Origin of the sequence: Mesorhizobium sp. LNHC221B00 (assembly GCF_000502935.1) — a bacterium.
GTDB lineage: Bacteria > Pseudomonadota > Alphaproteobacteria > Rhizobiales > Rhizobiaceae > Mesorhizobium > Mesorhizobium opportunistum.
In genome coordinates this window covers 155,230-179,293 of sequence record NZ_AYWR01000010.1, presented here as the reverse complement: position 1 = coordinate 179,293, position 24,064 = coordinate 155,230, and the positions used below count along the sequence as shown (strand labels likewise).

Annotated in this window: 27 protein-coding genes and 1 other RNA gene; 15 read left to right on the top strand and 13 right to left on the bottom strand. The window is 63.9% G+C overall.

Going from position 1 to position 24,064, the window contains the following annotated elements:
• From X741_RS151860 to modA, 4 genes are all read right to left on the bottom strand, one after another.
• A partial coding sequence (locus X741_RS151860; RefSeq protein WP_023778098.1) for a winged helix-turn-helix domain-containing protein occupies positions 1-286 on the bottom strand: 286 nt, incomplete at its 3' end.
• Between the two features lie 110 nt (positions 287-396).
• Positions 397-1,509 carry a molybdenum ABC transporter ATP-binding protein gene (gene modC / locus X741_RS151865; protein WP_023778097.1) on the bottom strand — a complete coding sequence of 371 codons (1,113 nt, stop codon included), beginning with the start codon at positions 1,507-1,509 and terminating at the stop codon, positions 397-399.
• Positions 1,506-2,210 carry a molybdate ABC transporter permease subunit gene (gene modB / locus X741_RS151870; protein WP_023778096.1) on the bottom strand — a complete coding sequence of 235 codons (705 nt, stop codon included), beginning with the start codon at positions 2,208-2,210 and terminating at the stop codon, positions 1,506-1,508. Before modB ends, modC begins: the two co-directional genes overlap by 4 nt.
• Before the next feature lie 26 nt (positions 2,211-2,236).
• Entirely contained in the window at positions 2,237-3,031 is a 795-nt protein-coding gene (modA, locus tag X741_RS151875; protein WP_023778095.1) for a molybdate ABC transporter substrate-binding protein, read from the bottom strand.
• A gap of 131 nt (positions 3,032-3,162) precedes the next feature.
• Here modA and X741_RS15605 point away from each other — a divergent pair, with 131 nt between their 5' ends.
• A complete protein-coding gene (locus X741_RS15605) occupies positions 3,163-3,330 on the top strand; it encodes a TOBE domain-containing protein (protein WP_051410452.1) in 168 nt (55 codons plus the stop codon).
• Positions 3,331-3,339: 9 nt separating this feature from the next.
• Here the strand turns inward: X741_RS15605 and X741_RS151880 are convergent, their stop codons facing one another.
• Together X741_RS151880 and X741_RS151885 are read right to left on the bottom strand one after the other, a co-directional pair.
• Complete coding sequence (locus X741_RS151880; protein WP_023778093.1) at positions 3,340-4,134, bottom strand: thymidylate synthase; 795 nt, start codon at positions 4,132-4,134, stop codon at positions 3,340-3,342.
• 355 nt (positions 4,135-4,489) lie between these two features.
• Entirely contained in the window at positions 4,490-4,801 is a 312-nt protein-coding gene (locus X741_RS151885) for a DUF2853 family protein (protein WP_023778092.1), read from the bottom strand.
• Positions 4,802-4,970: 169 nt separating this feature from the next.
• Between X741_RS151885 and ssrA the strand changes: the two genes are divergently transcribed.
• Both ssrA and X741_RS151890 read left to right on the top strand, forming a co-directional pair.
• Positions 4,971-5,331, top strand: a transfer-messenger RNA (tmRNA) gene (gene ssrA / locus X741_RS1000000168335).
• A 131-nt stretch (positions 5,332-5,462) separates the two neighbouring features.
• A complete protein-coding gene (locus X741_RS151890; RefSeq protein ID WP_023778091.1) occupies positions 5,463-6,014 on the top strand; it encodes an AAA family ATPase in 552 nt (183 codons plus the stop codon).
• Positions 6,015-6,058: 44 nt separating this feature from the next.
• Here the strand turns inward: X741_RS151890 and X741_RS151895 are convergent, their stop codons facing one another.
• The gene (locus X741_RS151895) at positions 6,059-7,264 is read right to left on the bottom strand and encodes a multidrug effflux MFS transporter (RefSeq protein ID WP_023778090.1); all 1,206 of its coding nucleotides are present in this window, start codon (positions 7,262-7,264) and stop codon (positions 6,059-6,061) included.
• A gap of 189 nt (positions 7,265-7,453) precedes the next feature.
• Here X741_RS151895 and X741_RS151900 point away from each other — a divergent pair, with 189 nt between their 5' ends.
• The 4 genes from X741_RS151900 (at position 7,454) to X741_RS151915 (ending at position 9,289) form a co-directional block, all read left to right on the top strand.
• Positions 7,454-8,143 carry a TetR/AcrR family transcriptional regulator gene (locus X741_RS151900; protein ID WP_023778089.1) on the top strand — a complete coding sequence of 230 codons (690 nt, stop codon included), beginning with the start codon at positions 7,454-7,456 and terminating at the stop codon, positions 8,141-8,143.
• A gap of 146 nt (positions 8,144-8,289) precedes the next feature.
• Entirely contained in the window at positions 8,290-8,829 is a 540-nt protein-coding gene (locus X741_RS151905; RefSeq protein WP_023778088.1) for an SspB family protein, read from the top strand.
• Positions 8,830-8,845: 16 nt separating this feature from the next.
• Positions 8,846-9,040: a DUF4169 family protein gene (locus tag X741_RS151910; RefSeq protein ID WP_013894729.1), complete on the top strand. Its 195-nt coding sequence runs from the start codon at positions 8,846-8,848 to the stop codon at positions 9,038-9,040.
• Positions 9,041-9,064: 24 nt separating this feature from the next.
• Entirely contained in the window at positions 9,065-9,289 is a 225-nt protein-coding gene (locus X741_RS151915) for a ribbon-helix-helix domain-containing protein (RefSeq protein ID WP_023778087.1), read from the top strand.
• A gap of 99 nt (positions 9,290-9,388) precedes the next feature.
• Here X741_RS151915 and X741_RS151920 read toward each other — a convergent pair whose 3' ends face one another.
• Positions 9,389-11,191, bottom strand: a complete 1,803-nt coding sequence (locus tag X741_RS151920; protein ID WP_023778086.1) for a chloride channel protein — start codon at positions 11,189-11,191, stop codon at positions 9,389-9,391.
• A gap of 156 nt (positions 11,192-11,347) precedes the next feature.
• On the opposite strand from X741_RS151920, the gene X741_RS151925 reads away from it, so the two are divergent.
• The 3 genes from X741_RS151925 (at position 11,348) to X741_RS151935 (ending at position 13,131) form a co-directional block, all read left to right on the top strand.
• A complete protein-coding gene (locus X741_RS151925) occupies positions 11,348-11,785 on the top strand; it encodes a helix-turn-helix domain-containing protein (RefSeq protein ID WP_023778085.1) in 438 nt (145 codons plus the stop codon).
• Positions 11,786-11,910: 125 nt separating this feature from the next.
• Positions 11,911-12,216, top strand: coding sequence for a hypothetical protein (locus X741_RS151930; protein WP_023778084.1), 306 nt, complete (start codon positions 11,911-11,913; stop codon positions 12,214-12,216).
• A 27-nt stretch (positions 12,217-12,243) separates the two neighbouring features.
• Positions 12,244-13,131: a sigma-70 family RNA polymerase sigma factor gene (locus X741_RS151935; protein ID WP_023778083.1), complete on the top strand. Its 888-nt coding sequence runs from the start codon at positions 12,244-12,246 to the stop codon at positions 13,129-13,131.
• 47 nt (positions 13,132-13,178) lie between these two features.
• Here the strand turns inward: X741_RS151935 and X741_RS151940 are convergent, their stop codons facing one another.
• Positions 13,179-17,171, bottom strand: a complete 3,993-nt coding sequence (locus X741_RS151940) for an AsmA-like C-terminal region-containing protein (RefSeq protein WP_023778082.1) — start codon at positions 17,169-17,171, stop codon at positions 13,179-13,181.
• A gap of 133 nt (positions 17,172-17,304) precedes the next feature.
• Between X741_RS151940 and X741_RS151945 the strand changes: the two genes are divergently transcribed.
• A complete protein-coding gene (locus X741_RS151945) occupies positions 17,305-18,291 on the top strand; it encodes a Dyp-type peroxidase (RefSeq protein WP_023778081.1) in 987 nt (328 codons plus the stop codon).
• A 51-nt stretch (positions 18,292-18,342) separates the two neighbouring features.
• Here X741_RS151945 and X741_RS151950 read toward each other — a convergent pair whose 3' ends face one another.
• Positions 18,343-18,711, bottom strand: coding sequence for an avidin/streptavidin family protein (locus X741_RS151950; RefSeq protein ID WP_023778080.1), 369 nt, complete (start codon positions 18,709-18,711; stop codon positions 18,343-18,345).
• Between the two features lie 33 nt (positions 18,712-18,744).
• Between X741_RS151950 and X741_RS151955 the strand changes: the two genes are divergently transcribed.
• Positions 18,745-18,945, top strand: a complete 201-nt coding sequence (locus X741_RS151955; protein WP_023778079.1) for a hypothetical protein — start codon at positions 18,745-18,747, stop codon at positions 18,943-18,945.
• Positions 18,946-19,046: 101 nt separating this feature from the next.
• On the opposite strand, the gene X741_RS151960 is transcribed toward X741_RS151955, so the two are convergent.
• The gene (locus X741_RS151960) at positions 19,047-20,465 is read right to left on the bottom strand and encodes an FAD-linked oxidase C-terminal domain-containing protein (RefSeq protein WP_023778078.1); all 1,419 of its coding nucleotides are present in this window, start codon (positions 20,463-20,465) and stop codon (positions 19,047-19,049) included.
• A 102-nt stretch (positions 20,466-20,567) separates the two neighbouring features.
• Here X741_RS151960 and X741_RS151965 point away from each other — a divergent pair, with 102 nt between their 5' ends.
• Both X741_RS151965 and X741_RS151970 read left to right on the top strand, forming a co-directional pair.
• A complete protein-coding gene (locus tag X741_RS151965; protein ID WP_023778077.1) occupies positions 20,568-21,047 on the top strand; it encodes a thioesterase family protein in 480 nt (159 codons plus the stop codon).
• A 243-nt stretch (positions 21,048-21,290) separates the two neighbouring features.
• Positions 21,291-21,488, top strand: coding sequence for a hypothetical protein (locus tag X741_RS151970; protein WP_013894716.1), 198 nt, complete (start codon positions 21,291-21,293; stop codon positions 21,486-21,488).
• A gap of 53 nt (positions 21,489-21,541) precedes the next feature.
• Here the strand turns inward: X741_RS151970 and X741_RS151975 are convergent, their stop codons facing one another.
• Positions 21,542-22,021, bottom strand: a complete 480-nt coding sequence (locus X741_RS151975; protein ID WP_023778076.1) for an Lrp/AsnC family transcriptional regulator — start codon at positions 22,019-22,021, stop codon at positions 21,542-21,544.
• An 89-nt stretch (positions 22,022-22,110) separates the two neighbouring features.
• On the opposite strand from X741_RS151975, the gene X741_RS151980 reads away from it, so the two are divergent.
• On the top strand, positions 22,111-23,004 hold the full coding sequence (locus X741_RS151980; protein WP_023778075.1) for a DMT family transporter: 894 nt from the start codon (positions 22,111-22,113) through the stop codon (positions 23,002-23,004).
• 39 nt (positions 23,005-23,043) lie between these two features.
• Here the strand turns inward: X741_RS151980 and X741_RS151985 are convergent, their stop codons facing one another.
• Positions 23,044-23,925 carry a dienelactone hydrolase family protein gene (locus X741_RS151985; protein ID WP_023778074.1) on the bottom strand — a complete coding sequence of 294 codons (882 nt, stop codon included), beginning with the start codon at positions 23,923-23,925 and terminating at the stop codon, positions 23,044-23,046.
• Positions 23,926-24,064: the final 139 nt, after the last annotated feature.

The following is a 24,064-nucleotide window of genomic DNA, read 5'->3' as shown; positions in this document are numbered from 1 at the left end:
CCGCCGCGCGCTCGATGGCGCGGAAGCGGCTGACCACCGCCAGGCCGACCGCCGTCAGTTGCGCGCCGCCGCCCTTGCGGCCGCCGGTCTGTGCCGAAACCAGCGGCTTGCCGAACACGCGGTTCATGTCCTCGACCAAGTCCCAGGCATGCTTGTAGGACATCTCCATGCCGCGCGCGGCGGCCGAAATCGAGCCGAAGGAGGCGATCTGCTCCAGCAGCTCGATCTTGCCCGGCCCAATTCGCCCGTCCGGATCGAGATTTATCCGCAAACTCAACGACGGCATCTTTGTTCCTCCGCAATCACCCCAGCCTTGCTATCAAAGTTGCCTCGACGTCAAAGCAGCCTTGGCGATACCGCTATTCCAAATCAACATAGCGCCGATCGCCGCGCCTGTCAGCCATCGACCTCGAACGGCAAACCGGCGCTGGTGTTGGCCCGATCGAAGCTCACCGTCTTGACCACCGCGAAAGCCTTGCCGCCCAGCCGCAGCTTCAGCGCCTGCCGCGACTGCTCGGTGATGCGGGCAAGCACCGTTGCGCCATTGCAGTCGATGCCGACCTCGACCGACGGCCCCTCGCCCGGGCTGATCGCCACGATCGTGCCGGGCAGGATGTTGAGCGCGCTAAGGCCCTTGGGCTGCTCGGTGGCGATCATGACGTCGCGGGCGCGGATGCGGATGCGCACCGGCGCTCCCGCCGTCACGGCCAATCGCGGCACGCGGATCTCGCCGGCGGCCGAGCCGAGCACGGTCATGCCGAAAGCCTCGTCATGGCGCAGCACCTTCGTGTCGAGCACGGCACCGCCCTCGCCGCGCTCTTCCGCCGGCAGCAGGTCGAGCCTTTGCATGACGGCCTCGGTCGGGCCGCTGGCAACGACCTTGCCTTGCGCCATCGTCACCACATCGCTGGCCAGCCGCGCCACTTCGGCGATCGAATGGCTGACATAGACGATCGGGATCTTCGTCTCGTCGCGCAGCCGCTCGATATAGGGCAGGATCTCGGCCTTGCGCGCCTCATCCAGCGAGGCCAGCGGCTCGTCCATGAGCAGCAGCCTGGGGCTGGCCAGCAGCGCCCGGCCGATCGCCACGCGCTGTCTCTCGCCGCCCGACAGCTTTGCCGGCCGCCTGTCCAGAAGCGGAGCGATGCCGAGCAGGTCGACAACCGCGTCCAGGTCGGCATAGCGCTCCCTGGCCGGCGTGAACCAGCGGCCGTAGCGCAGATTGCCGGCCACGCTCATATGCGGAAACAGCCGCGCATCCTGGAACACCATGCCGATGCGGCGCCTGTGCCTCGGCACGAAAATGCCGGCATCCGTGTCGACCAGCACGCGGCCGTCGACCTCGATGCGCCCCTTGCCGGGCCGGATCAGCCCGGCGATCATGTTGATCAGCGTCGTCTTGCCCGAACCGGACGGGCCGAACAGTGCCGTCAGCCGCCCGGCGCTCTCGAAGCGGGCGTCGATGGCGAAATCGCCAAGCCGGTGGCCGATGTCGACGAGGACGCTCATTCGATATCCATCCGCCGCCCGACGCGCCGCGCCAGCACTTCCGAGGCGACGAGCGCCGCCATCGAGATGACGATCGAGATCAGCGTCAGCCGCAGTGCTCCCTCATCGCCGCCGGGCACCTGCGTGAAGGTGTAGATCGCTGAAGGCAGCGTCTGTGTCTCGTTGGGGATGTTGGAGACGAAGGTGATCGTCGCGCCGAACTCGCCCATCGCCTTGGCGAAGGAGAGGATCGCGCCGGCGATCAGCCCGGGCAGGATCAGCGGCAGCGTGATGGTGGCGAACACCCACAACGGATTGGCGCCGAGCGTTCCCGCCGCCGCCTCGATCCTGCGGTCCACCGCCTCGATCGACAGACGGATCGCCCGCACCATCAGGGGAAAGCCCATGACGCCGCAGGCAAGAGCCGCACCCGTCCAGCGGAAGGAGAAAACAATGCCGAAATGCTCGGCCAGGAAGGCGCCGGCCGGCCCGCGTTTGCCGAAAGTCAAAAGCAGCAGATAGCCTGTCACCACTGGCGGCAGGATCAGCGGCAGGTGCACCAGCCCGTTGAGCAGCGTCTTGCCCCAGAATTCTCCCCGCGCAAGCACAAGCGCGATCAATATGCCGGGCGGCAGGCTGGCGAGCATCGCCACCGTCGCCACCTTGATCGACAGCCGGACCGCATTCCATTCGTCGGGAGTGAGGTCCAGCAGCCAGTTCATATTGCGATATCAGGGCCTTTTCAGAGTCAGTTGCTCGGCGTGAGCACGGTAAAGCCCTGCTCCTTGAAAAGCGCGCCGGCTTTGGCGGATTGCAGGCACTTCAGGAAGGCCGTCGTATCCTTGTCCTTCGAATCGGCAGTCTGGGCAACCGGATAGATGATCGGCGGATGCGAATCCTCCGGGAAGGTGCCGACCACCTTGACGCCCTTTTCGGCATGCGCGTCGGTGGCATAGACGATGCCGAAAGCCGCTTCGCCCGTCGAAACCAGCTTCAGCGCCGCACGCACATTCTCGGCCTGCGCCACCTTGCCCTCGACCGAAGACCAGACACCGAGCGATTCCAGCGCCGCCTTGCCGTATTTGCCGGCCGGCACCGCCTTGACGTCACCCATGGCGAGCTTGCCGTCGCCAACCAGCCTGGCGAGGTCAAACCCCTTCTCGATCTTGGCTTTAGCAGTCGAATCTTTCGGCGCCACCAGCACGATCTCGTTGCCGAGCAGCTTCACTTCGGTGTCGGGCTTGATCAGCTTCTTGTCGGAGAGATATTTCATCCAATCGAGGTCGGCCGAGATGAAGACATCGGCCGGCGCCCCGCCCTCGATCTGCTTGGCCAGCGCCGAGCTTGCGGCATAAGAGACCGTCGCGGCCTCGCCGACATCGGCCTCGCAGGCCTTGTTCACCGCGTCGAGCGCGTCCTTGAGGCTGGCGGCCGCAAACACCACGACCTTGTCTTCCGCGTGCGCCATTGGCACCGCCGCCATCAACGCCGCCGCAAAACCGCCAATGGCGATCGCCCTCAACCCGAGACCTTTGCGCTTCATCGAAACTCTCCCTGGTTTGAAATCCGTGCGGCTCAAGGCCTGACAACCGATATATCCGCATGAATATAACAAGGGAAGGGCCGACATCCGGCCAAAACGTCTTTGCGGCGCCGATTGTTCTGGTAAGACGAATGGGAAATCCCAATGCATGTCGCCCACACCACCGGATCGACATCGGCGGCGGCGTCATCGTCACCGCCTCGATCGCCAACGAGGCCGTTGCCGACCTGAAGCTCGAAAACGGCAAGCAGGCCTACGCCGTGGTCAAGGCCTCTGACGTGATGGTCGGGGTAGACTGAGGCCGCGGTTCAGACCGCGATGGGCGCCTTGATCGACGCGTCGGCGACGTAGTTTTCCAGCCGGAAATCCTCGAAGCGGAAGGCGAACAGGTCCTTCACCTCCGGGTTGATCCACATTGTCGGCAGCGCTCTCGGCATGCGCCGCAACTGTTCGCGCGCTTGCTCGAAATGGTTGGAGTAGAGATGCGCGTCACCCAGCGTGTGGACAAAATCACCCGGTTTCAGCCCCGTCACCTGCGCCACCATCAGCGTCAGCAAGGCATAGGACGCGATATTGAAGGGAACACCGAGGAAGATGTCGGCGGAGCGTTGATAGAGTTGGCAGGAAAGCCGGCCCTCGGACACGTAGAACTGGAACATGCAGTGGCACGGCGGCAGCGCCATGGCCTCGACCTCGGCCGGATTCCAGGCTGAGACGATCAGTCGCCGCGATTGAGGATTGCGGCGTATCTCCTTCAAAAGATTCGCGATCTGGTCGATCGAGCCGCCATGGCCGTCCGGCCAGGAGCGCCATTGCTTGCCATAGACCGGACCGAGGTCGCCATTCTCGTCGGCCCATTCGTCCCAGATGGAAACGCCGTTGTCAGTCAGGTATTTGATATTGGTGTCGCCGGCCAGGAACCACAGCAGTTCATGGATGATCGACTTCAGGTGCAGCTTCTTGGTGGTGGTGACCGGAAAGCCGCGCGCCAAATCGAAACGCATCTGGTAGCCGAAGACGGAACGCGTGCCGGTGCCCGTGCGGTCGCCGCGATCGGCGCCGTTTTCCAGCACATGCTGCAAGAGGTCGAGATACTGGCGCATCGGTTCCGGCTCGATTCGAGTGTGCAGGCATTATAGCTGCCGGACAGCCCGTCGAACACAGCAAAACGACGGGCGTCGCTTGCACCACCATTCTTCCCCAGCGTTTGCGCCGCCCCTCATTGCCCTGCCGGGCATTTCTCCCCGTATAGTGACGGGGAGAAAGGTGCTGGCCGCAACGCTGGCGCCCTACTTGCAACGCTCGAGATTGGCGAAAACGTCAAAGACAGCGCCCTTCTCCCCGTCACTATACGAGGAGAAGATGGCGGCAGCCAGATGAGGGGCGGCGCTGACGCCTGGTGAAGTGAAGGTCAACCTGAACCGACTGCCCAGCCCCGCGTCAGCCCGCTGGCGATCGTCAGAGCGAGCCGAGCTTGCCCAGATCCTTGGCCACCAGATAGTAGAAGGTCACGCGGCTCTTGGTGTTGTCCGCGTGCATTGCCGTGCAGGTCTTCTGGATCGCGGCGTCGGCTTTGGCGGCATCGCTGACGCCGAGTTTCTTGGCCGCCCAGCTCTCCCGGACGCGTTCGAGTTCCTTCGGGTCCGTACAGGACACCAGCGAGGAATCGCGGTTTCTCAGCGCGATGCCGAGGTGCTTGACGATCTTTTCGACCGCTTCGGCACTGGCACCGGCGTCATACTTCTTCACATCCGCAAGATAGTCGGCCATCAAAATTCCCCTCGTCGGCGCCACCGATCCGATCGATGAGGGCTGTGGCGCGCTTCGCAACTGGTGCGCTCGGTCGATAACTCCTCACCGCGGCAAAGCTTCGGTTGAGACCGTGTCCAAGTCAACCCTAAGGCGTGGCGATTTGACATGAGCGACAAAGCACCATTGCGCCCTTTCATTTCTGGCGTCAGCCCCCTATATTCGGTTTGTCGGCTTGACCGACTATGGCGATAAATGGGCGATGAAATAAGCCGTTCGGACCCGGGGGCGGTACCCGGCGCCTCCACCAAAAGCCGCTGTTAAGGACAGAGCGGTTTTTGCTGGGGGCGAAATAGGATCGACGAAGGTGTAAAGATCGTACTTTTGCCCGGCATTGTACCACCGTCATCGGGCTAAACTTATAGTTGCCAACGACAACTATGCGGAAGCACGTCTCGCTGCTTAATGCAGTGCGATAGCTTCAAATCAAGCCCTAGGGGTTCGCACTTCTAGGCGGGGTTCGGAGGTACCTGGCAACAGAAACCTCCACTTCTCCCCCTCTTTGACATCGGCCCCTCTCTCGACATCCGAGATGTGCAACGGCAGCTTCGCTGCCCGGTCCTTCGCTCGATTTGCGGCCGCGAAGCCGCCGCGTTGCGTGTCTCCTTTCCAAGGTCAAAAAATGCAGGACGATTCCGATCGATTCTTCGTGCTGACCGGCGGTCCCGGTTCCGGCAAGACCACGCTGATCGAAGCCTTGCGCCAGGCAGGCTACGCGACATCGGTCGAGGCCGGGCGTGGCGTCATCCGCGACCAATCGGCCATCGGTGGATCCGCCCTGCCCTGGCACGATCGCGCCCTGTTCGCCGAACTGATGCTGTCATGGGAGATGTGCTCATATCGGCACGCGATCGAACGGAAGGGGCCAGTGTTCTTCGATCGCGGCGTACCCGACACGCTTGGCTATCTCCGGCTGAGCGGCTTGCCGGTGCCAGAGCACGTCAGCGCCGCCGCCAAGCACGTCCGCTACAATCCACGCGTCTTCCTCGCCCCGCCTTGGCCGCAAATCTTCGCGCAGGATCAAGAGCGCAAGCAGACGTTCGATGAGGCCGAGCGCACCTATCATGCGCTGGTCGGCGTCTACGGGGAACTGGGTTATGAACTGGTTCCGCTGCCCCTCGCGCCAGTCGAAGCGCGGCTGCGCTTCGTATTGACCGAGACAGGATTGGTATGAAAAAAGGCCGGGAAAACCCGGCCTTTTCAGCTGCTTGCGGCTGCTTATTCCGCCGGCGCTTCGACCGCTTCGCGCGAGCGGCCGAGCGTGACCTTGGCCAGCGTGAAGGAAATCACGGCGCACAGCGTGATGCCGGCAACCATCGGCAACGGCGTGCCGTCGAAGAACACGCCGGCGACGCCCATGGCAAGCGCGCCGATGGCGAAGTGAAGCGTGCCCATTAGCGCCGACGCCGTGCCGGCGATCTCGCCATGCTCTTCCATGGCCAGCACCGACGTGGTCGGGATGACCAGGCCGAGGAAGCCGTAACCGACGAACAGCAGCGCCGCCATCACGTCGAGCCGGTCGACGCCCGTCGCCATGATCGCGAACAGCACCACCATCGTCGTCGCATAGCCGGTCACCGCGACGCGCACCACGCGCCGCAGCCCGAACCGCTCGGCCAGCAATCCCGTCAGCTGCGACATGCCGATGAAGGCCACCGCGTTGATCGAGAAGAACACGCTGTAGACCGAAGGCGACAGCCCGTAATGGTCGATCAGGATGAAGGACGAGCTCGACAGGTAGACGAAGAAGCTCGCAATGCCGAAGCCGGCGATCGCCACCAGGCCAAGGAAGTTGCGGTCACCCATCAAGAAGCGGTAGCCGGCAAGCGCGGTTCCGAAGGAGGAACCGACGCGTTCCTCCGCCGGCCGCGTCTCCTTGAGAGAGGTCGCCAGCAGGATCGTGGCAAGGAGTGCCGCGCCCGTCACCGTCCAGAACACGGCGCGCCAGCCGAAACTCTCGATGATCTGGCTGCCGGTCAGCGGCGCCAGGATCGGCGACACCGAAAACACCAGCATCAACAGCGACATCAGCTTGGCGGCCTCATTGCCGGTGTGCAGGTCGCGCACGATGGCGCGTGGCACGGCCATGCCGGCGCTGGCGCCAAGCCCCTGCAGGAAGCGGAAGGCGATCAGCCACTCGATGGTCGGCGCCATGGCCGAGCCGATACCACCGACCATGAACAGCGCAAGGCCGCCATAGAGCGGCAGCTTGCGGCCGACCATGTCGGAGATCGGCCCGACGACGATCTGGCCGAAGCCCATCGACAGGAAGAAGATCAGCAGGCTCATCTGCACGGCAGCCGTGCCGGCATGCAGATCCTCGCCGATCGACGGCAGGGCCGGAAGATACATGTCGATCGCGAATGGACCGATGGCGGACAACAGGCCGAGCACGACCGCGATGCGGAGGAATTTGGGACTCATGATATTGGCTTCTTTCGAATCTGGTTGCCGCCGCTGGGCGACGTCTAACCCGAGGACGTTCCATCCCACGAGATTCCGACTCTCCAAGAGCGAATTCTTTTCGCCTCCCAGGAGTGAAATCCCTTTGTATCGTGTCCACAAATTTAGACACTCTTGTCTAAATCGTCAATCACCTCTATATGGATTTTCATGAGACTGGGCGTTTCTCCTGACACTTTCCCGCCACGCGGCCATGAGGCCAAGCGCATATCGATCGTCGATGCCGCTGCCGGCGTGTTTTGCCGCGAGGGTTTCGCCGGCGCCAATATCGACCTGATCTCCGCCGAGGCCGGCGTGTCGCGGCAAACCGTCTACAACCACCATGGCGACAAGGAAAAGTTGTTCATGGCGGTGGTGCGCGACCTCACCGAGCGCTGCAACGTCGGCATCTTTGCCACCATTGCCACCTTTCCCGACCAGCCCGGCGATCTCGAAGCGGACCTGATCGGCTTTGCCGTGCGCCTGAACCAGAATTGCATCTGCAACCGCGACGGAAAATTCCTGCGCAAGCTGATCCAGACCGAAGGCGAGCGCTACCCGGAACTTTTCGCCGAGTGGCGCGAACAGGGACCGGGCAGGACATGGCCGGCGATTGCCGCCCGCTTCGCCCGCCTCGCCTATGGCGGATACCTCACGATCGAGGATCCCGACGTGGCGGCGCGCCAGTTCCTTGGCCTCGTCAACGCCGAACTGCAGACGACGTTCATGCTTGGCGGCACGCCGGGCGAAGACGAGGTCGTGCAATCGGCGACGAACGGCGTGCGCACCTTCCTGCGCGCTTTCGGCAAGCGCCCTTCCCCGGCCGGCCTCAAGAAGCACGCCGCGCTGGCCAACGCCTGACATTTGCGATTCCCGCGAAGCCGGCTTGCCGATCAAATCGTTCGCAATAATTCTGGCTTCGGCGCGGCGGCGATCTATATGCGGTTTACGCCGCGCTCAAGCTTGATTACAGCTATGCGGACGATTCAACGGAACCCGACCACCACATGGCCGACGACCATATCCGCTACGACATTCTGGCCCAGGAGGCGTTGCGCGGCGTCATGCGCAAGGTCCTGGCCGAGGTCGCGCGCACCGGCCTCCCCGGCAACCATCATTTCTTCATCACCTTCCTGACCGGCGCGCCCGGCGTGCGCGTGTCGTCGCGCCTGCGCGAGCGCTATCCCGAGCAGATGACCATCGTCATCCAGTTCCAGTATTGGGACCTGAAGGTGACCGACACCGGTTTCGAGGTGGGCCTGTCCTTCTCCGATGTGCCGGAGAAACTCGAAATCCCGTTCTCGGCCGTGCGCGGCTTCTACGATCCATCGGTCAACTTCGAGCTCGAATTCGACGTCAAGACCGAAGGTGCGGCGACCGGGGAACCGGAAGACCAGGCAACGCCCGAACCGCTGACCATAGTCTCCGAGAAAAAGACCAAGGCCGAGAAGAAGGCTGCCGCCGAGCCGGAGAAGAAACCGGCGGCGGGCGACGCCGCCGCCAAGGGCGCCGAAGTGGTTTCGCTCGACGCTTTCCGCAAGAAATAAGCCCACGGTTCGCGCCATGGCCGACATCGTCAACCTCCGCCAGGCCCGCAAGCAGAGGGCGCGGGACGAGAAGCTGCGCGTCGCTGAACAGAACCGGGCGCTGCACGGCCGTTCCAAGGCGGACAAGCAGCGCGACCGGCTGATCGCCGACAAGGCCGACAAATTCGTCGCCGGCCATCGCCTCGAGCCGTCCGACAGCGACGATCAATGAGCGTCCGGCCGTGAGCGTCCGACCGTGAGCGTCGTCGAAAAGCGCTCCGTGACCATTCGCGGCCATCGCACCAGCTATTCCCTCGAAAAGCCCTTCTACGACGATCTCGTCGCCATCGCCGCGGCCAGGAAGCTGACGCTCGCCGCTCTCGTCGCCGAAGTCGACGAGACGCGACCGCGCGACACCAACCTGTCCTCGGCGCTGAGGCTGCATGTCCTGGAATGGGCGAAGCGCGGGACGAGCGGCTAAAGCAATTCCAGGAAAAGTGTGACACGGTTTTCCGTCCGGAATTGCGTAAAAACAAAGAGATAGAGCGGTTCGCCGTTTCCGTGAAAACGGTGAAATGCTCTAAAGGCCCTCCACAGCGTCCGCCTTTTGCCTGCGCCTGCCGCCGAAGCCAAGCAAGGTCGAACGCTCACGCTCTTCCGCCTGCTTGCGCGACCGCACGCGCATCAGATCCTTCCAGCCGACATAGCCCACCAGTTGCAGGCCTTCGCGGGTGACGACCGGCAGATGCGACACGTTGGCGGTCAGCAGCTTGTCGGAGAGGCCTTCCAGATACTCGTCCGGATAGGCCAGCGTCACCTTGCTCCCGGCCAGCAACGTGCCGAGCGTCGTGGTGCGGTGGGTTCCGGCCCGCCGCCAGCGCAGGATCGCGGGCGGATCGATGAGGCCGAGCACATGCCCGTTCTCGTCGATCACCGGAAAGCTCGGATGCCGCGTTTCCGGTGCGGTCAGGAAGGCCGCAGCGCCATGCAGCGTCATCGTCGCCGGTACGCTCTCGACCTGCGTGGTCATCACCTCGCGCACCCTGGTCAGCGCAAAGGGATCGACGCGATATTCGCGCACCAGATGGTGCCCTCGCCTTGCGATCTTCTCGGTCAGGATCGAGCGCTTCATCAGGAGCACGGTGACGGCGTGCGCCGCCGCACAAGCCGCGATCAGCGGCACCAGAACATGGGTGTTGCCGGTCAACTCGACGGCGAAGAAGGTCGCGGTCAGCGGCGCCCGCATCGTGCCGCCCATGGTGGCGGCCATCGCCAGCAATGCCCAGAAGCCCGGATCCGCCGCCGGCAGGAAACCGGCAAGCACCGCCCCCATCGCCCCGCCCATGATCAACAGCGGCGCCAGCACGCCCCCGGACGTTCCCGAACCGAGCGCCACCGACCAGATGATGGCCTTGACCACCAGCAGGAGGAGTGCGGCGGTGGCAACCGTGTGGCCGTCCAGCATGTCCGAAATGTTGTCATAGCCGACGCCGAGTGCCCGCGGTTCGATCAACCCGCCAATGCCGACCACCAAGCCGCCGATCATCGGCCACCACATCCAGTGGATGGGCAGTTTCTGGAAAGCGTCCTCACAGGCATAGACCATCTGCGTCAAAAGCCCCGACAACAGGCCGGCGCAGATGCCGATCAGCACCCAGCCGCCAAGCCCGGTGAACGAGACCGCCATGCCGCCCTCGAACGGGAAGATCGGCCCGGGCAGATGCAGCAAGGTGCGCTCGACCTCGGCGATGATTGCCGCGACGGCGACGGGAATGAAGCTGCGCGGCGTCCATTCGAAAAGCAGCAGTTCGACCGCCAGCATGATGGCGGCGATTGGCGTGCCGAACACGGTTGTCATGCCGGCCGCGGCGCCCGCCACCAGCAGCGTCTTTCGTTCATTGTCACTGACCGGCAGCATCTGTGCGATCAGCGAGCCGATCGCGCCGCCCGTCATGATGATCGGGCCTTCGGCGCCGAAAGGACCGCCGGAACCGATCGAGATCGCCGACGACAGCGGCTTCAGGATCGCCACCTTGGCGTCGAGTTTCGAGCGCCCGAGCAGGATCGCCTCGATGGCTTCGGGAATGCCGTGGCCGCGGATCTTCTCGCTGCCGTAGCGCGCCATCAGGCCGATGATCAGCGCGCCGACGACCGGAACGATGACGGCCGCATAACCGAGCGGCGTATCCTGCAGCTTCAGGTCGGCAAGCGAGAACTGGCCGAAATAGGCAATGTTGGTGGCAAGCCTGATCAGCTTCAACAGCACGATGCCGGCAAACAGCCCCGCTGTCGCCACCACGACGGCGATGGCAGCAACCAAGAGCACTCTGGCATCGGTGGTAAAATCCCTGAGATGGTCGGGATTGGGTTGATGGGTCTTCATGATGGTTTGCTTCCTGGCACCGGGCCGTATCTCGCACGCTCGGTCCGGTCGAAGCGGCCAGCCGGCTTGTCGGCTGGCTATGTATCGTAATACGATATAAATATTCAAGCGGGTTTTGCTCGAAATCCGTTTGAGCTTTCGCCGGAAACCGAACAAATGTCCGATATGACGCAGCCAAGGAAATCACGCCCCGCCATCAAGCAGTCCGATTACCAGCGGCTGTCGGAGTTTCGCTACCTAATCCGTCGCTTCCTCGAATTCAGCCAGATCCAGGCGGAAGATGCCGGCCTGACGCCGCGTCAGCACCAGGCGCTGCTGGCGATCAAGGGTTTTCCGGGCGGCGGGCCCGTAACGGTCGGCGACCTGGCGGAGCGCCTGCGCATCCGCCACCACAGCGCCGTCGAACTGGTCAACCGCCTCGGCGAGGCGGGGCTGGTCGTACGCGATCAGGACAAGGACGACCATCGCCGCGTGCTGCTGCGGCTGACCGAGCGCGCCGACGATCGTCTGGCCGAGCTTTCGGCGGTCCATCTCGACGAACTCTCGCGCATAGAGCCCATGTTGCGGCGCCTGCTCGATCGGGACGGCGAGTGACGCACCAGGATCTCGCGCGCGCGGCACCTATATTTTCACGACGCCCCGCATCCTTTGGCCTCTCCGCGACGTCTCGGTGGTGAGAGCCCAAAAGCGGCGCGGTACAATCCAGAGGAAGGTCGGGGATGAAACGTCATCTGATACGCTACAAGACGAAACCGGAACGGGCCGACGAGAACGAGCGGTTGGTCAAGGCCGTCTTCCAGGAGTTGCACGACAAATCGCCGGACGGCGTTCGCTACATGACATTGCGGTCCGGCGACGGCACATTCGTCCACCTGGTCGAGACGCAAACCGATGCCCATGCCGACCTCATCACCGGGCTGGCCGCATTCGAGGCATTTCAAAACGGCATCCGGGATCGTTGCAGCGAACGTCCGCAGCGCGAGGAGATGACCGTGGTGGGCAGTTACCGGATGCTGGATGCGTAACCGAGGACGTCGCAGGATGGGAGACGCATGACCATTCCCGTTGCTGACCGGCATAGCGAGCTTTTCGAGCGCCTGTCTGGGGAGTTGCGCCCCAAGCTGCACCGTTACTGCGCCCGCATGACGGGCTCGGTCATCGACGGCGAGGACGTGCTGCAGGAGGCGCTGGCCAAGGCGTTTCAGGCCTTGGCCGATGCCGGGCCGATCGCCAACCCGGAAGGCTGGCTGTTTCGCATCGCCCACAACACGGCGCTCGACTTTCTGCGCCGCCGCGCCCGTGAAAAGGTCCATTCTGATGAGGATCCGGACATGATCGTCGACCCGGCAAACCCTACCGTCGACCGTCAGGCCGCTTCTGCCGCGCTGCACACCTTCATGCGCCTTCCCGTGGCGGAGCGAAGCAGTGTCATCATGATGGATGTTCTCGGCTATTCGCTGCAGGAGATCAGCGCCACTCTCGATACCAGCGTCCCGGCGATCAAGGCCGCGCTGCATCGCGGCCGCGGCCGGCTGCGCGAACTCGCTGACGAACCGGACGACCGCCCTGTTCCGAGGCTGAATGCCACAGAACGTCTGCTGCTCGATGCCTACATCGATCGCTTCAACGCCCGCGATTTCGACGCGGTGCGCGACATGCTGGCCGATGAAGTCCGATTGGAGCTGGTGGCCAAGACGCGGCTGAACGGCCGCAAGGAAGTTGGCACCTATTTCAGCAACTATTCCCGGGTGCAGGACTGGTGTTTCGTGCCGGGGTTCGTCGAAGACAGGCCGGCAATCCTCGTCCGCGACGCCAACGACCCGGGCGCACGACCCACCTATTTCATCTTGCTGGCCTGGCAAGACGGCAAGCTTGCCGCCATCCGCGACTTCCGCCACGCCCGCTATGCCGCGGACGGCGCCGAGATGTCCGTCCTTTAAAAACGATTTCGGACAGCAAGGCCCTACTGCCCTACTGCCCTACTGCCCTACTCCAACGACTTCAACAAATTGTCGATCGTGAACGGATTGGCCTTTGGCTTGGCTGGCGGATTGTCGTTCGCCTGCGGCTGTGGCGCCCGCTCGACCTTCGGCGCTGGGTCGGCGGCTTTCCGTTCGGCTTCCTGCTTGGCCTTTTCCTGCGAGGCGATGCGCTTTGCCTCTTCCGCCTTCTGGCGCTCCTGTTCCGCCTGGGCCTTGGCCGCCTCATCGGCGGCCTGCTGCTCGGCCGCGGCCTTGGCGTCCGCATCCGCCTTTGCCTTGGCGTCGGCATCCGCCTTGGCTTTCGCTTCGGCGTCGGCTTTCGCCTTGGCATCCGCTTCAGCCTTGGCATCCGCTTCAGCCTGGGCCTTGGCGTCGGCCTCCGCTTTCGCCTTGGCGTCCGCCTCGGCTTTCAGCCGCGCCGCTTCCTCCTGCTGGCGAAGCTCCTCGGCGGCCTTGTCGCGCGCATCCTGGAGTGCAGCGTAGTAGCGCACCTCACGCCGCAACCGCTGCTTCTCCAGCAGCGCCGCCTGCATCGCCTCGACGCGCTGCTGCTCCTTTTCCAGCGCCCGCTGGGTCAGGAACTGCCCCAGCGGCTCGCTGTCGAACTGCCGCTTGATGGCGCCGAGCGGGCCTTCGGCGGTGAAATTCATGACCGGCTCGGAGCCGACCAGGGCCTCGTCGCCGGGCTTGTAGGTGATCGCGCCCTTGGCCGACACCGTGCTGGCGTTGAGATCGGCCGTGATATCGGCGGACAGGGTCGCCGCCGGATTTTCAAAACTGATCGGCGGCGCCCGCAGCGTGCCGCCGGCAACCGTGAAAGCAATCTCGGCATCCCCGGCGGCAAAGCTGCCGTCGGCGGCGATGTCAGGCGCGAAGCCGGCTGTCTTGGCCGCGTCGATGTCGCGCCCGATCGCGTCGGCCTTGGCAAGCAAAGCGCTGAACGCATCGGGATTGACGCCGGCGACCTGCAAACCCTTCAACGTCGCCGTGCCGGAACCCGACAAAGCGGCGACCATCGCATCGACCGACTTGCCGCTGGTCGACAGCGCCGCCGAGAAATCGCCTTTGCCGCTGATGCCGGCATCCGGCAGCACGGTTCCCAAATCGGATCCGGCCAGTTTCATCTGGCCGCTGAAAAGCCCGGTGCCGTCATTGTTCTTCAACTCGAACAGGCCGGTCAGCGCCCCGCCCAGGAGCTTGGCCTTGAGATCGGAAACGCGGATGCCTTCCTGGTCGAGCTTGAGCGAAAAACCAGCGTCGTAAGCGGTGGCGAACGAGCCGGCGGCGAGCGCCGCCGTCGTCAGGTCGAGGTCGGCGGTGAACGGCAGGCTGGATTTCTGGCTGAAGGGCGCATCCGGCCAGGCGCCACGCTTTTCGCCCCCGCCCTTGTCGGCCCCGCTCTTGTCAGCTGCACCCTTGTCAGCAAGAAAGGCGGAATCGCCGAACAGCGCCACCGCCATCGGATCGAGGTCGAGTTCGTCGAGCGCCAGCGCGCCGGCCAGATGCGGAACGCCGTCCTTGACATCGACATTGACATCGCCGGACACCGCAGCCTCGTTGATGGCGCCGCTGAGATTGTCGAGCACCAGCAGGCCGTTGCCGTAGTCGCCCTGCGCTGCGAGCGACGCCGACATGCCGGCGCCCATGCCCGGCAGGCCGATGCCCGATGTCATCAGCCAGGGTTCGATGTCGGCGGCGTCGAGGCTGAGCTTGCCCTTGGCCGTAGGCCCTTGCGGCGTGTCCGCCACGGTTCCCTCGAAGCCGGCCTTGAAGTCGTTGCCGGTGAGGCTGAAATTTGTCGCCAGGCCGCCACTGAGCGTGCCTTTGGCCTGGATATCGGTGCTGGCTTCGCCCAGCATGCCGAGCGGCAGCGCCGGCAGGCCGTAAAGCGCCAGGAGAGCGGTGGCGTCGGGATTTTTGGCGTTGAAGGTCAGCCTTACCGGCGCGTCGAGAAGATCGTCCATCGCCCCCTTCCCCGACAGCGAAGCCGAAAAAGCCGAGCCGCCGGCCTTGCCCTGTCCACTCACCGCCAGGCCCGTCGTGCCATCGCCATTGTCGGCGGCACTTGCCACGAGATCGACGCGGGCATCCTGGAACAGGTCGGGATAGGCGGCCGCACGGCTTGCCAGGCCCTTCAGCACGGCGCTGTCCGGATAATGCTGCGCGGCGACGTCGATCAGCGGCTTCAGGTCGACGGCAACCACGGAAGCGTCCAGCTTGCCGGTCGGGCTCGCCGGGAAATCCTTGATCCGGCCCGTGGTGCTGATCGAGGCGCCGGCCAGCCCGCCCACCGACAGCCGGTCGATTTCGAGCAAGCCCTCGCGCAGCCTCAGCGCCGTATCGACCGTGTCGGCGGTCAGCCCGCCGGCGCTGACCGGCCCAGCCTTGATCTGGAAATCGAGATCGCGGTCGGCGAAGCGGTTGGCGCCCTTGTCGCTGACGAAGATCGAGGCGAACGCCGCCAGCCCGTCGACATCGAGCTCGCCGCCATCGAGCCGCATCAGCACCGAGGGCCTGGCGTCCTCGGGCTGGCTGGAATCGATGCGTCCGGAAAACTTCGCCTTGCCCAGGATCAGTTCGAGGTCGCTGAAGGATTGATGGCTTCCCGAGAGATCGACCTTGGCCTTGAAGCCGGCGGCAGGCAGGCGGCGGATCGCCTCGTCGACATCCTTGGACAGCCAGGCGGCGAAGCCCGAGGGCTGCGCCACCGCAAGCAGCAACGAGCCGGTGAAGCCGAAATGGCTCTGTACGTTGAGCACCAGCATGCCATCGGCTTCCAGCGTGGTGCGGCCCGGCAGTGTCGCGGCAAGCGACTTTATCTTCCAGCCATCTTCGACCGGCTCGGCGGAAAGATGCACATCGCGCACCGTCGTGTCCCCGGCGACCACCGCCGGCAGCTTGACCTCGACCGTGCCGGGAATGGTCGGCTTCGGCAGATCGAGCAGCGCCTGCTCCAGCCCGGCAATGCGCTGGTCGAGTGTCAGGCCGGTGCCGGCCTGAGCGCCCACGGCCTCGTCGAACTGCACCTGCGCGCCATTGGCCTCGATGGCGAAGCTCGGTTTCTGGCCGAGATCGACCGAGGCCTTGCCGTCGGCGGTATAGGGATTGTCCAGCGGCCCCGTCTCGAAACGGAATTCGTCGACGCCGAGCTTCTGGTGGTCGAGCGAGAACTTGCCGTTCAGCCGAAAGCCCGGATCGGGCTTGCCGTTCGAGATCTTCACCGTTTCGCCATCGGTGCCGCGCAGCTCGGCGCTGTTCTTGTCGGCACCGGAAATCTTGAATTGCCCGGCGTAGACAGCGGCGCCGTTGACGATGCCGGCATTGCCGTCTGTTTCGATCACCAGCGGATAGGCATCGGGGTCGGCCTTGAGGCGAATCCGCATTTGCCCGGAAGGTTCGGCCTTGCCGGTCGACGCAGCGACCGTGGTGCGCAACCCGTCCAGCCGCAACGTGCCGTCCAGTCGCCACGGACCGGCCAGCGACTTGGCCGAAATGGTCGAATTGATCTCCGAAAAGATGTGACTGCGCCCGCCGGCGGCATGGCGCAATTCGATCTGCCCTTCGGTCACCGTCAGCTTCTCGATCGATATCTGGCCGGGATTGAAGGGCGAGGACGGACGCATCGCCCAGTCGACCGTGCCATCCCTGGCGATGTCGATGGTCGCCTTCGGCCGCACCAGCCGCATGTCGAAGATCAGCACCTCGCCGCGCAGGAAGGGCGCGAGTTCGGCGTCCATCGAAAACGTCTCGACGGTCATGGCCGGCTGGCCATTGGGGCCACCGGCGACGGCGACGTTGGAGAAGGTCACCGAGGGAAACGGCAACAGCCTTGCCGTGGCGTCGCCCTGCACGGTCACCTTGCGGCCGAGGATGGCGCTCGCCTCGCGTTCGAAATCGGCGCGGTAGCCGGTCCAGTCGATAAAATACGGCACCACCAGCGCCGCACACAGCACCAGCACGAACAGGCCACCGAAGATCACGAACAGGCGTGCGAGCATCAGCTCCGAACAGGTTGATTGAATTTCCGCCGCACTCTACCCGCATCCGCGTGTCGATAAAGAGGCAATTCTTCCACTGTTGCGTCCTGTCGGGCGATCTGAAACAAATCCCGGAAAATACGGAGATTCTCGGATGTCGGGCAAGAACTGGGACCGCGTGCCGATCGACGCGCAGAGCATCGATGCCCCGCTTTCGCAGTCGGCGATTTTTCTGGTGGTCACCGTCGCCGATGAACAGCCGGCTCTCGCCAGGGTTTGTTCCGCGCTCGGCGACCTTGACGACCTGGTCAAGAATGTCGGGTTCCGTGATCTTGGCGGCCGCTTGTCCTGCATCGCCGGCATCGGCCGCGCTCTCTGGGACCGCCTCAGCCCCGGCCGGCGGCCGCTGGAGCTGAAACTGTTCGCGCCGATCAAGGGAGCGGTCCATTCGGCCCCGTCGACACCGGGCGACCTGTTCTTCCACATCCGCGCCGAACGATCAGACATGTGCTTCGAGTTCGAGCGCATCCTGCTCGACAGGCTTGGCCCTGGTGTGACCGTCGTCGACGAAGTCACGGGCTTTCGCTATTTCGACGCCCGTGACCTGCTCGGTTTCGTCGACGGCACGGCCAACCCGACCGGCCTCGACCTGCCCGCCTCGGCGCTGATCGGCGACGAGGATGCCGACTTTACCGGCGGCAGCTATGTCGTCGTCCAGAAATACCTGCACGATCTCCAGGCCTGGGCGCGCATTCCAACGCCCGAGCAGGAGGCGATCATCGGCCGCACCAAGATCGACAACATCGAAATCGACGATGACGACGCACCACGCAAGTCGCACAAGTCGCTGGCCACCATCGAGGATGCCGACGGCAACGAATACGACATATTGCGCGACAACATGCCGTTCGGCAGGCCCGGGCAGAACGAGTTCGGCACCTACTTCATCGGCTATTCCCGGTATCTCTGGGTCACCGAAAAGATGCTGCAGCGCATGTATGTCGGCGACCCGCCGGGCGCCTACGACCGGCTGCTCGATGTCTCTACGCCGCACACCGGCACGACATTCTTCGCCCCGACACGGCCCACGCTGCAGGCCCTTGTCCAGGACGCGCAGGAGCAGCCTGCGGCAGCACGCTAACGCTCTGGATTCGGCGACCAGCGAGGCCAAATGGCTTCCCGGCCATTGGGACTAGCTTCTTTGGAACGTGTCCGCGCTGGTCGACATCGAACGCCACCAATTCAGTTTTTCGATTTTCGCGGGTTGGCCCTCGCCACTGGCCTTTATCGCCGCATCCGAGACGACAAACCATAACGTCTCCATTTTCCCCTCCCGAAGAAGACCGGTGTAAGAAACGATCGCATCCCCGACCGCCGTTTTCCCGCCGCCGGCAAAACTGATGCAGTCGCCGCGGTGGACGCCCAAAATCGGAATTTCCTGGCCATGGAAACCGCTATCCGGCAGCGCGGTTCGAAACGATCCCGATATATGATTGTCCGCATCATCGGTGATCTCGACAATGGACCCGTATTGATTCTTCCAGACGCCTTTCCAGTCCATGGGAGGCCGCTCCGCTTTGACGATATCCGTTGGTTGCCGCAACGTGAAAGCCGGGAATCGGTTCCGAATGTGCGGGCAGTTTCAGGCCTCAACGTGCGGCCGGTGCAGGTGCCGTCCGAACCGAACGGCGGCGCGTTCGACAAGCCTTTTCGTGCCGACGCATTCACTGTTGCCGGTGAAACCGAGCGCGGATTCGTGCCATCGAAGGACGTATCCGGAGCATTGGCGATATAAGCGACGAGCAGCCTGCTTTCATCCGCAAACACATGAGGCAATGGCGCGCCGGGGGAAGACGGCGGCACCTCGATCGGCAGCAGGGTCTCGGCACCCGACATTTAATGGCCCTCGCTCGGCAATATCTTGCCCGGATTCATGATGTTTTGCGGGTCAAGCGCCTGCTTGATGGTGCGCATGATGTCGACGCCGTGGCCGAGTTCGTGGCGCAGGAAGCCGATCTTGCCCTGGCCGATGCCATGTTCGCCGGTGCAGGTGCCGTCCATGGCGATGGCCCGCATGTTGAGCCGCGCGACGAATTTCTCCGACAGCGCGATCTCCTTGGGGTCGTTCACATCCATCAGCACCAGCACGTGGAAATTGCCGTCGCCGGCATGACCGACGATCGGCGCGATCAGCCCCATTTCGGCGATGTCGGCTTCGGTTTCGGTGACGCATTCGGCAAAGCGCGAGATCGGCACGCAGACATCGGTCGATAGACCCTTAGCGCCCGGCCGCAATGTCAACGACGACCAGTAGGCGTCGTGCCTGGCCTTCCACAATTTCGTCCGCTCCTCGGCGACGCTGGTCCACAGGAACGGTCCGCCGCCATTTTCCTCCGCGATCATGCCAAAGGTCTCTGCCTGCTCGGCGACACCGGCATCACTGCCGTGGAATTCGACGAACAGGCATGGGCTCTCGGGATAATCGAGCTTCGAATAAATCTTCATCGCCCGCATCTGCAGCGCATTGACCAGTTCGATGCGCGCCACCGGAATGCCCATCTGAATCGTCGCGATGACGGCGTTGCAGGCCGACTCGACGCTCGGAAACGGACAGACGCCGCCGGAGATGGCCTGCGGAATGCCTTGCAGCCTCAACGTCAGCGAGGTGATGATGCCGAGCGTGCCTTCCGAGCCGACCAAGAGCCGCGTCAAGTCGTAACCGGCCGAACTCTTCTTCGCCCTTTTGCCGGTGATCACCGTCTCGCCGTCGGCCATGACGGCGGTCAGCGACAGCACGTTCTCGCGCATCGTGCCATAGCGCACGGCGTTGGTGCCGGACGCCCGCGTCGCGGCCATGCCACCCAGCGAGGCATTGGCGCCCGGATCGATCGGAAAGAACAGGCCGGTGTCGCGCAGATGCCGGTTGAGATCCTCGCGCGTCACCCCCGGCTCGACCGTGCAGTCGAGATCCTGCGGATTGACCGCAAGAATGCGGTTCATGCGCGACGTATCGACCGAGATGCCCCCGCCCGGCGCGTTGGTGTGGCCCTCCAGCGACGAGCCGACGCCGAAGGCGATCACCGGCACGCGATGGGCGGCGCAGGCGCGCACGATCTCCTGCACCTCGGCCGTCGTCTCCGGAAAAGCGACACCGTCCGGCGCCTGCGTTGGAATGTAGGTCGTGGTGTGCGCGTGCTGCGAGCGGATAGCCTCGCCGGTCTGGAAGCGCTCGCCGAGTCGCTGCTTGAGGATACCGAGCACCGCCGCGATGCCTGCCTCGTTGCGTTCGACGGGATTGAGGTCGCTCAGAGCCATGAATTCCTCCGCGAATGGACCAGTGTCCACGCTTGTTATGCGATTATGGATGCGTAGTCTCCGTAGCCACGCTCTGTCCAGCGCCAGAACAAGGAAGTTTCCATGTCCATCCCCGCCCCGTTCGTCTCCAGGCCCATGGACATCGAAAAGGACTGGATCGATTACAACGGCCATCTCAACATGGCCTATTACAACGTGCTGTTCGACCGCTGCTCGGACGAGGCCTTCGAGGCGATGGGCATGGGGCTGGACTATGTGAAAGAGCGGCGGCTCACCATCTACACCGCCGAAGTCCATGTCTGCTACGTGCAGGAGCTGCATCTGGACCATAAGGTCCAGGTCTCCTTCCAGCTGATCGACCATGACGAGAAGCGGCTGAGAGCCTATCAGGAAATCCGCCATGTCGACGGCTGGCTCGCCGCCACTTCCGAAACCTTGTCGCTGCATGTCGACATGTCGGGACCGAAGGTCGCCCCCTTCCCCGCTGATGTGCTGGCCAAGGTCGAAGCCATGCTTTCAGCCCATTCGGTGCTGCCGATGCCGGAGCGTGCCGGCCGCTCGATCGGGATCAAGCGCAAATAAGGCGGGCTGTCACTGTCACCGCGTCCAGCGAAGTGGGCATCAAAGCCACACCGGCAGCTCAAAATGGAGGAACCTGCAAATCGGCTGGCGCCGGTTCTTGAAGCAGCCTCGCCCCGGCGTTAACCTTACCGAGGTTTTAACGGGAACAAGCCAATTGGGCCGTTGAACGACTCAGCGGAGCGGCAGAAAAGGTCCGCACGGGTTGTTTGCGGGCGGCGGGCGGAGCCGGTTCGAGGGACGTGCATGAAAACCGACATCAAGGTCGAGGTGGACAGGCTGGCCGCCGATCCGCGCATTACCGACTATGATTTCTGGCGTTCGCTCAAGAACGTCGACAACGAGATCTTCCATATCGCCAACAACAACGAACCGATCCCGTTCGACATGATCCGCTGGCGCAGCATTTTGAAGCGCGCCCGCCTGAAGCGCGGGCATGCTTAGTGCCGGCGTATCGCCCCAGAACAAACCAGGTAAATCAATCGAATCACGCCGTTTCACGGCGATCGCTTGACCGCCGCCAGCGGCGAACGCGCCACCACTGGTGACGACTGGATGATGGCCGTGTTGGTCATCGCGTAGGGAATGATGCGGTCGATCACCCGTTCGAGCTCCGCCACCGAGCCGACATGCGCGAGCGCGATGAAACAGTCTTCGCCGGTCACCCGGTCGCATTGCGCGATCTCCGGCAGCTCGCGGATGATGTCGGCCACCACGGACAATTGCCCCGGCACCGGCCGGATCCGCAGCCACGCCGACAGCTTCAGGCCAAGGGCGGCGGGATTGATCCTGACGCAATAGGCTTCGATCACGCCGTTCTCCTGCAGCCTCTTGATCCGCTCGGCGACACTCGGCGCCGACAGGCCGACCGAGCGTGCAAGCTCCGCCGTGCTGGCGCGCGCATCTTTTTCCAGCAGGCGCAGGATCTTCATATCCGCGGCGTCGAGATCGACATTTTCAGTTCGAAGGCGTTTCACGGAAAAATCCTTGCTTCCGGTAAGGAACGTGCCAGCCAGGCCGTTCATCTTCCATATAGATAGGGAAAACTGCCTGCGATACTGACCCGATGAACGATCGAACGCAAGCGCCTGCTACCAGCCCTGCCCCCGGGCCCATGCTCCTGGCGGCAAAACTGCCGCCGCATGTCTGGTTCGGCGTCAGCGCCGTCTTCCACTATCTCGGCCCGGCTTTCGCGGTGCTGCTTTTCCCGCATGTCGGCGTGCTCGGCATGGCGTGGCTGCGCATCGCCACCGCCGCGCTGGTCTTCGCACCGCTGACGCGCCCGTGGCGGACCTTCGCCCGCGCCGATCCCCCGGCGCGGCTGCTGTTGCTGGCCTTCGGCGCTTGCCTGGCGGTGATGAACTGCGCGTTCTACCTGGCGCTCGACCGGCTGCCGATCTCGCTGGTGGCGGCGATCGAGTTCGTCGGCACCATCGGCGTCTCGCTGGTCGGCCTCAGGAGCGCCCGCAACCTCACCGCCCTTGCCGTTGCCGTCACCGGCACCGTGCTGCTGATCGACGTGAAGTGGTCCAGCGATCCGCTCGGGCTGTTCTGGGCCTTCCTCAACGGCGCGCTCTTTGTCGGCTATATCGTGCTCGGCCACCGCGTCGCCCGCGCCGGTGACGGCATAGCGGGCCTGGGAGCAGCCATGGCAGTCGCCTTCTTGGTCGTGCTTCCGATTGGCTTTACCGACGCGCTGCCCGCCTTCTTCTCGCCGCCACTGCTCATCGCCGCCATCGGCGTCGGCATCTGTTCCTCGGTCATTCCCTACATCTGCGATCAGCTCGCCATGTCGCGGCTGCCGCGTTCTAGCTTTGCGCTGATGCTGTCGCTGCTGCCGGTCACGGCAACGCTGATCGGCGTCATCGTGCTACGCCAGATACCCGACTTCAGCGATTGTATTGGCATCGCGCTGGTGGTCGCCGGCGTCGCCTTCCACAGGCCGGCGAGGACGGATTAGACGCCCAATGCCAGTTTTTGCTTGAGGCCAGTTTTTGCTTCAGGCCAGTTTCTCCTTCAGAAAGGCGATCGTCCGGCCCCAGGCGAGATCGGCAGCCTTCTTGTCGTAGCGCGCCGCCGAAGTGTCGTTGTTGAAGGCATGGTTGGCGCCTTCATAGACATAAACAGTGTATTCGACATGCGCGGCATCGAGTTCCTTCTTGAAGGCGTCGATGCCGGCATTGGTGCGATCGTCGAGCCCGGCATAGTGCAGCAGCAATGCCGCCTTGATCTTCGACACGTCCGCGGCCTTCGGCTGCATGCCGTAATAGGCGACGCTGGCGGCAAGGTCGGGGGCATTGACGGCCAGCATGTTGGCGGTGCCGCCGCCCCAGCAGAAGCCGATGGCGCCGACCTTGCCGTTGCCGTCCTTGTCGGCCTTGAGGAAGGCGACGGTGGCAACGCCGTTGGCGACGGTCTGTGCCGGGTCGAGCGTGGTGAACATGTCGCGCGCCTTGTCCTCGTCGGCGGGCGTGCCGCCGAGCGGCGACAGGAAATCGGGCGCCAGCGCCACGAACCCTTCCAGCGCCACGCGCCGGGCAACGTCGCGGATATGCGGGTTGAGCCCTCTGTTCTCGTGGATGACGATGACGGTGCCGAGCTTGCCGGCCGGGTTTGCCGGCTTGACCAGATAGCCCTTCATCTCGCCGCCGCTGCCTGGATAGGTGATGTCCTCGCCTTTCACGCGGGCATCGTTTTCGGCAATGATCGCCGCCTGGGCGGAGTTCGCCGCCAAAAGCGGCGCGATCGCGGCCGCCGCCGCACCCGACCCGGCAAGCCTGCTCAGCTGTTCCATGAAGCGGCGGCGGTCGAGCGTCAGATGCGTGTATTCGTCATAGGCGTCGATCATCGCCTGGGTGATCACGGGTTTGACGTCGGTCATGGCGCACTCCTCGGGCCTGGACTGCCCCTGCCGTCCGCAAGATAGGGGCGAGCCTCTCATCGTCCAGTCACGGGACAGTGACATCGTTCCGCCCAGCGATCGGCGCCCGGGCGACGGATCTCATCTCCCATCACGTTTT

Coding starts and splice junctions, on each gene's coding strand:
- X741_RS151935 (WP_023778083.1), top strand. CDS start 12,244: ATGACCATTCCCGTTGCTGACCGGCATAGCGAGCTTTTCGAGCGCCTG.
- X741_RS151980 (WP_023778075.1), top strand. CDS start 22,111: ATGAACGATCGAACGCAAGCGCCTGCTACCAGCCCTGCCCCCGGGCCC.
- X741_RS151895 (WP_023778090.1), bottom strand. CDS start 7,264: ATGAGTCCCAAATTCCTCCGCATCGCGGTCGTGCTCGGCCTGTTGTCC.
- X741_RS151905 (WP_023778088.1), top strand. CDS start 8,290: ATGGCCGACGACCATATCCGCTACGACATTCTGGCCCAGGAGGCGTTG.
- X741_RS151890 (WP_023778091.1), top strand. CDS start 5,463: ATGCAGGACGATTCCGATCGATTCTTCGTGCTGACCGGCGGTCCCGGT.
- X741_RS151965 (WP_023778077.1), top strand. CDS start 20,568: ATGTCCATCCCCGCCCCGTTCGTCTCCAGGCCCATGGACATCGAAAAG.
- X741_RS151940 (WP_023778082.1), bottom strand. CDS start 17,171: ATGCTCGCACGCCTGTTCGTGATCTTCGGTGGCCTGTTCGTGCTGGTG.
- X741_RS151880 (WP_023778093.1), bottom strand. CDS start 4,134: ATGCGCCAGTATCTCGACCTCTTGCAGCATGTGCTGGAAAACGGCGCC.
- X741_RS151930 (WP_023778084.1), top strand. CDS start 11,911: ATGAAACGTCATCTGATACGCTACAAGACGAAACCGGAACGGGCCGAC.
- modA (WP_023778095.1), bottom strand. CDS start 3,031: ATGAAGCGCAAAGGTCTCGGGTTGAGGGCGATCGCCATTGGCGGTTTT.
- X741_RS151925 (WP_023778085.1), top strand. CDS start 11,348: ATGTCCGATATGACGCAGCCAAGGAAATCACGCCCCGCCATCAAGCAG.
- X741_RS151950 (WP_023778080.1), bottom strand. CDS start 18,711: ATGGACTGGAAAGGCGTCTGGAAGAATCAATACGGGTCCATTGTCGAG.
- X741_RS15605 (WP_051410452.1), top strand. CDS start 3,163: ATGGGAAATCCCAATGCATGTCGCCCACACCACCGGATCGACATCGGC.
- X741_RS151945 (WP_023778081.1), top strand. CDS start 17,305: ATGTCGGGCAAGAACTGGGACCGCGTGCCGATCGACGCGCAGAGCATC.
- X741_RS151985 (WP_023778074.1), bottom strand. CDS start 23,925: ATGACCGACGTCAAACCCGTGATCACCCAGGCGATGATCGACGCCTAT.
- X741_RS151885 (WP_023778092.1), bottom strand. CDS start 4,801: ATGGCCGACTATCTTGCGGATGTGAAGAAGTATGACGCCGGTGCCAGT.
- modC (WP_023778097.1), bottom strand. CDS start 1,509: ATGAGCGTCCTCGTCGACATCGGCCACCGGCTTGGCGATTTCGCCATC.
- X741_RS151960 (WP_023778078.1), bottom strand. CDS start 20,465: ATGGCTCTGAGCGACCTCAATCCCGTCGAACGCAACGAGGCAGGCATC.
- X741_RS151970 (WP_013894716.1), top strand. CDS start 21,291: ATGAAAACCGACATCAAGGTCGAGGTGGACAGGCTGGCCGCCGATCCG.
- X741_RS151900 (WP_023778089.1), top strand. CDS start 7,454: ATGAGACTGGGCGTTTCTCCTGACACTTTCCCGCCACGCGGCCATGAG.
- X741_RS151910 (WP_013894729.1), top strand. CDS start 8,846: ATGGCCGACATCGTCAACCTCCGCCAGGCCCGCAAGCAGAGGGCGCGG.
- X741_RS151920 (WP_023778086.1), bottom strand. CDS start 11,191: ATGAAGACCCATCAACCCAATCCCGACCATCTCAGGGATTTTACCACC.
- modB (WP_023778096.1), bottom strand. CDS start 2,210: ATGAACTGGCTGCTGGACCTCACTCCCGACGAATGGAATGCGGTCCGG.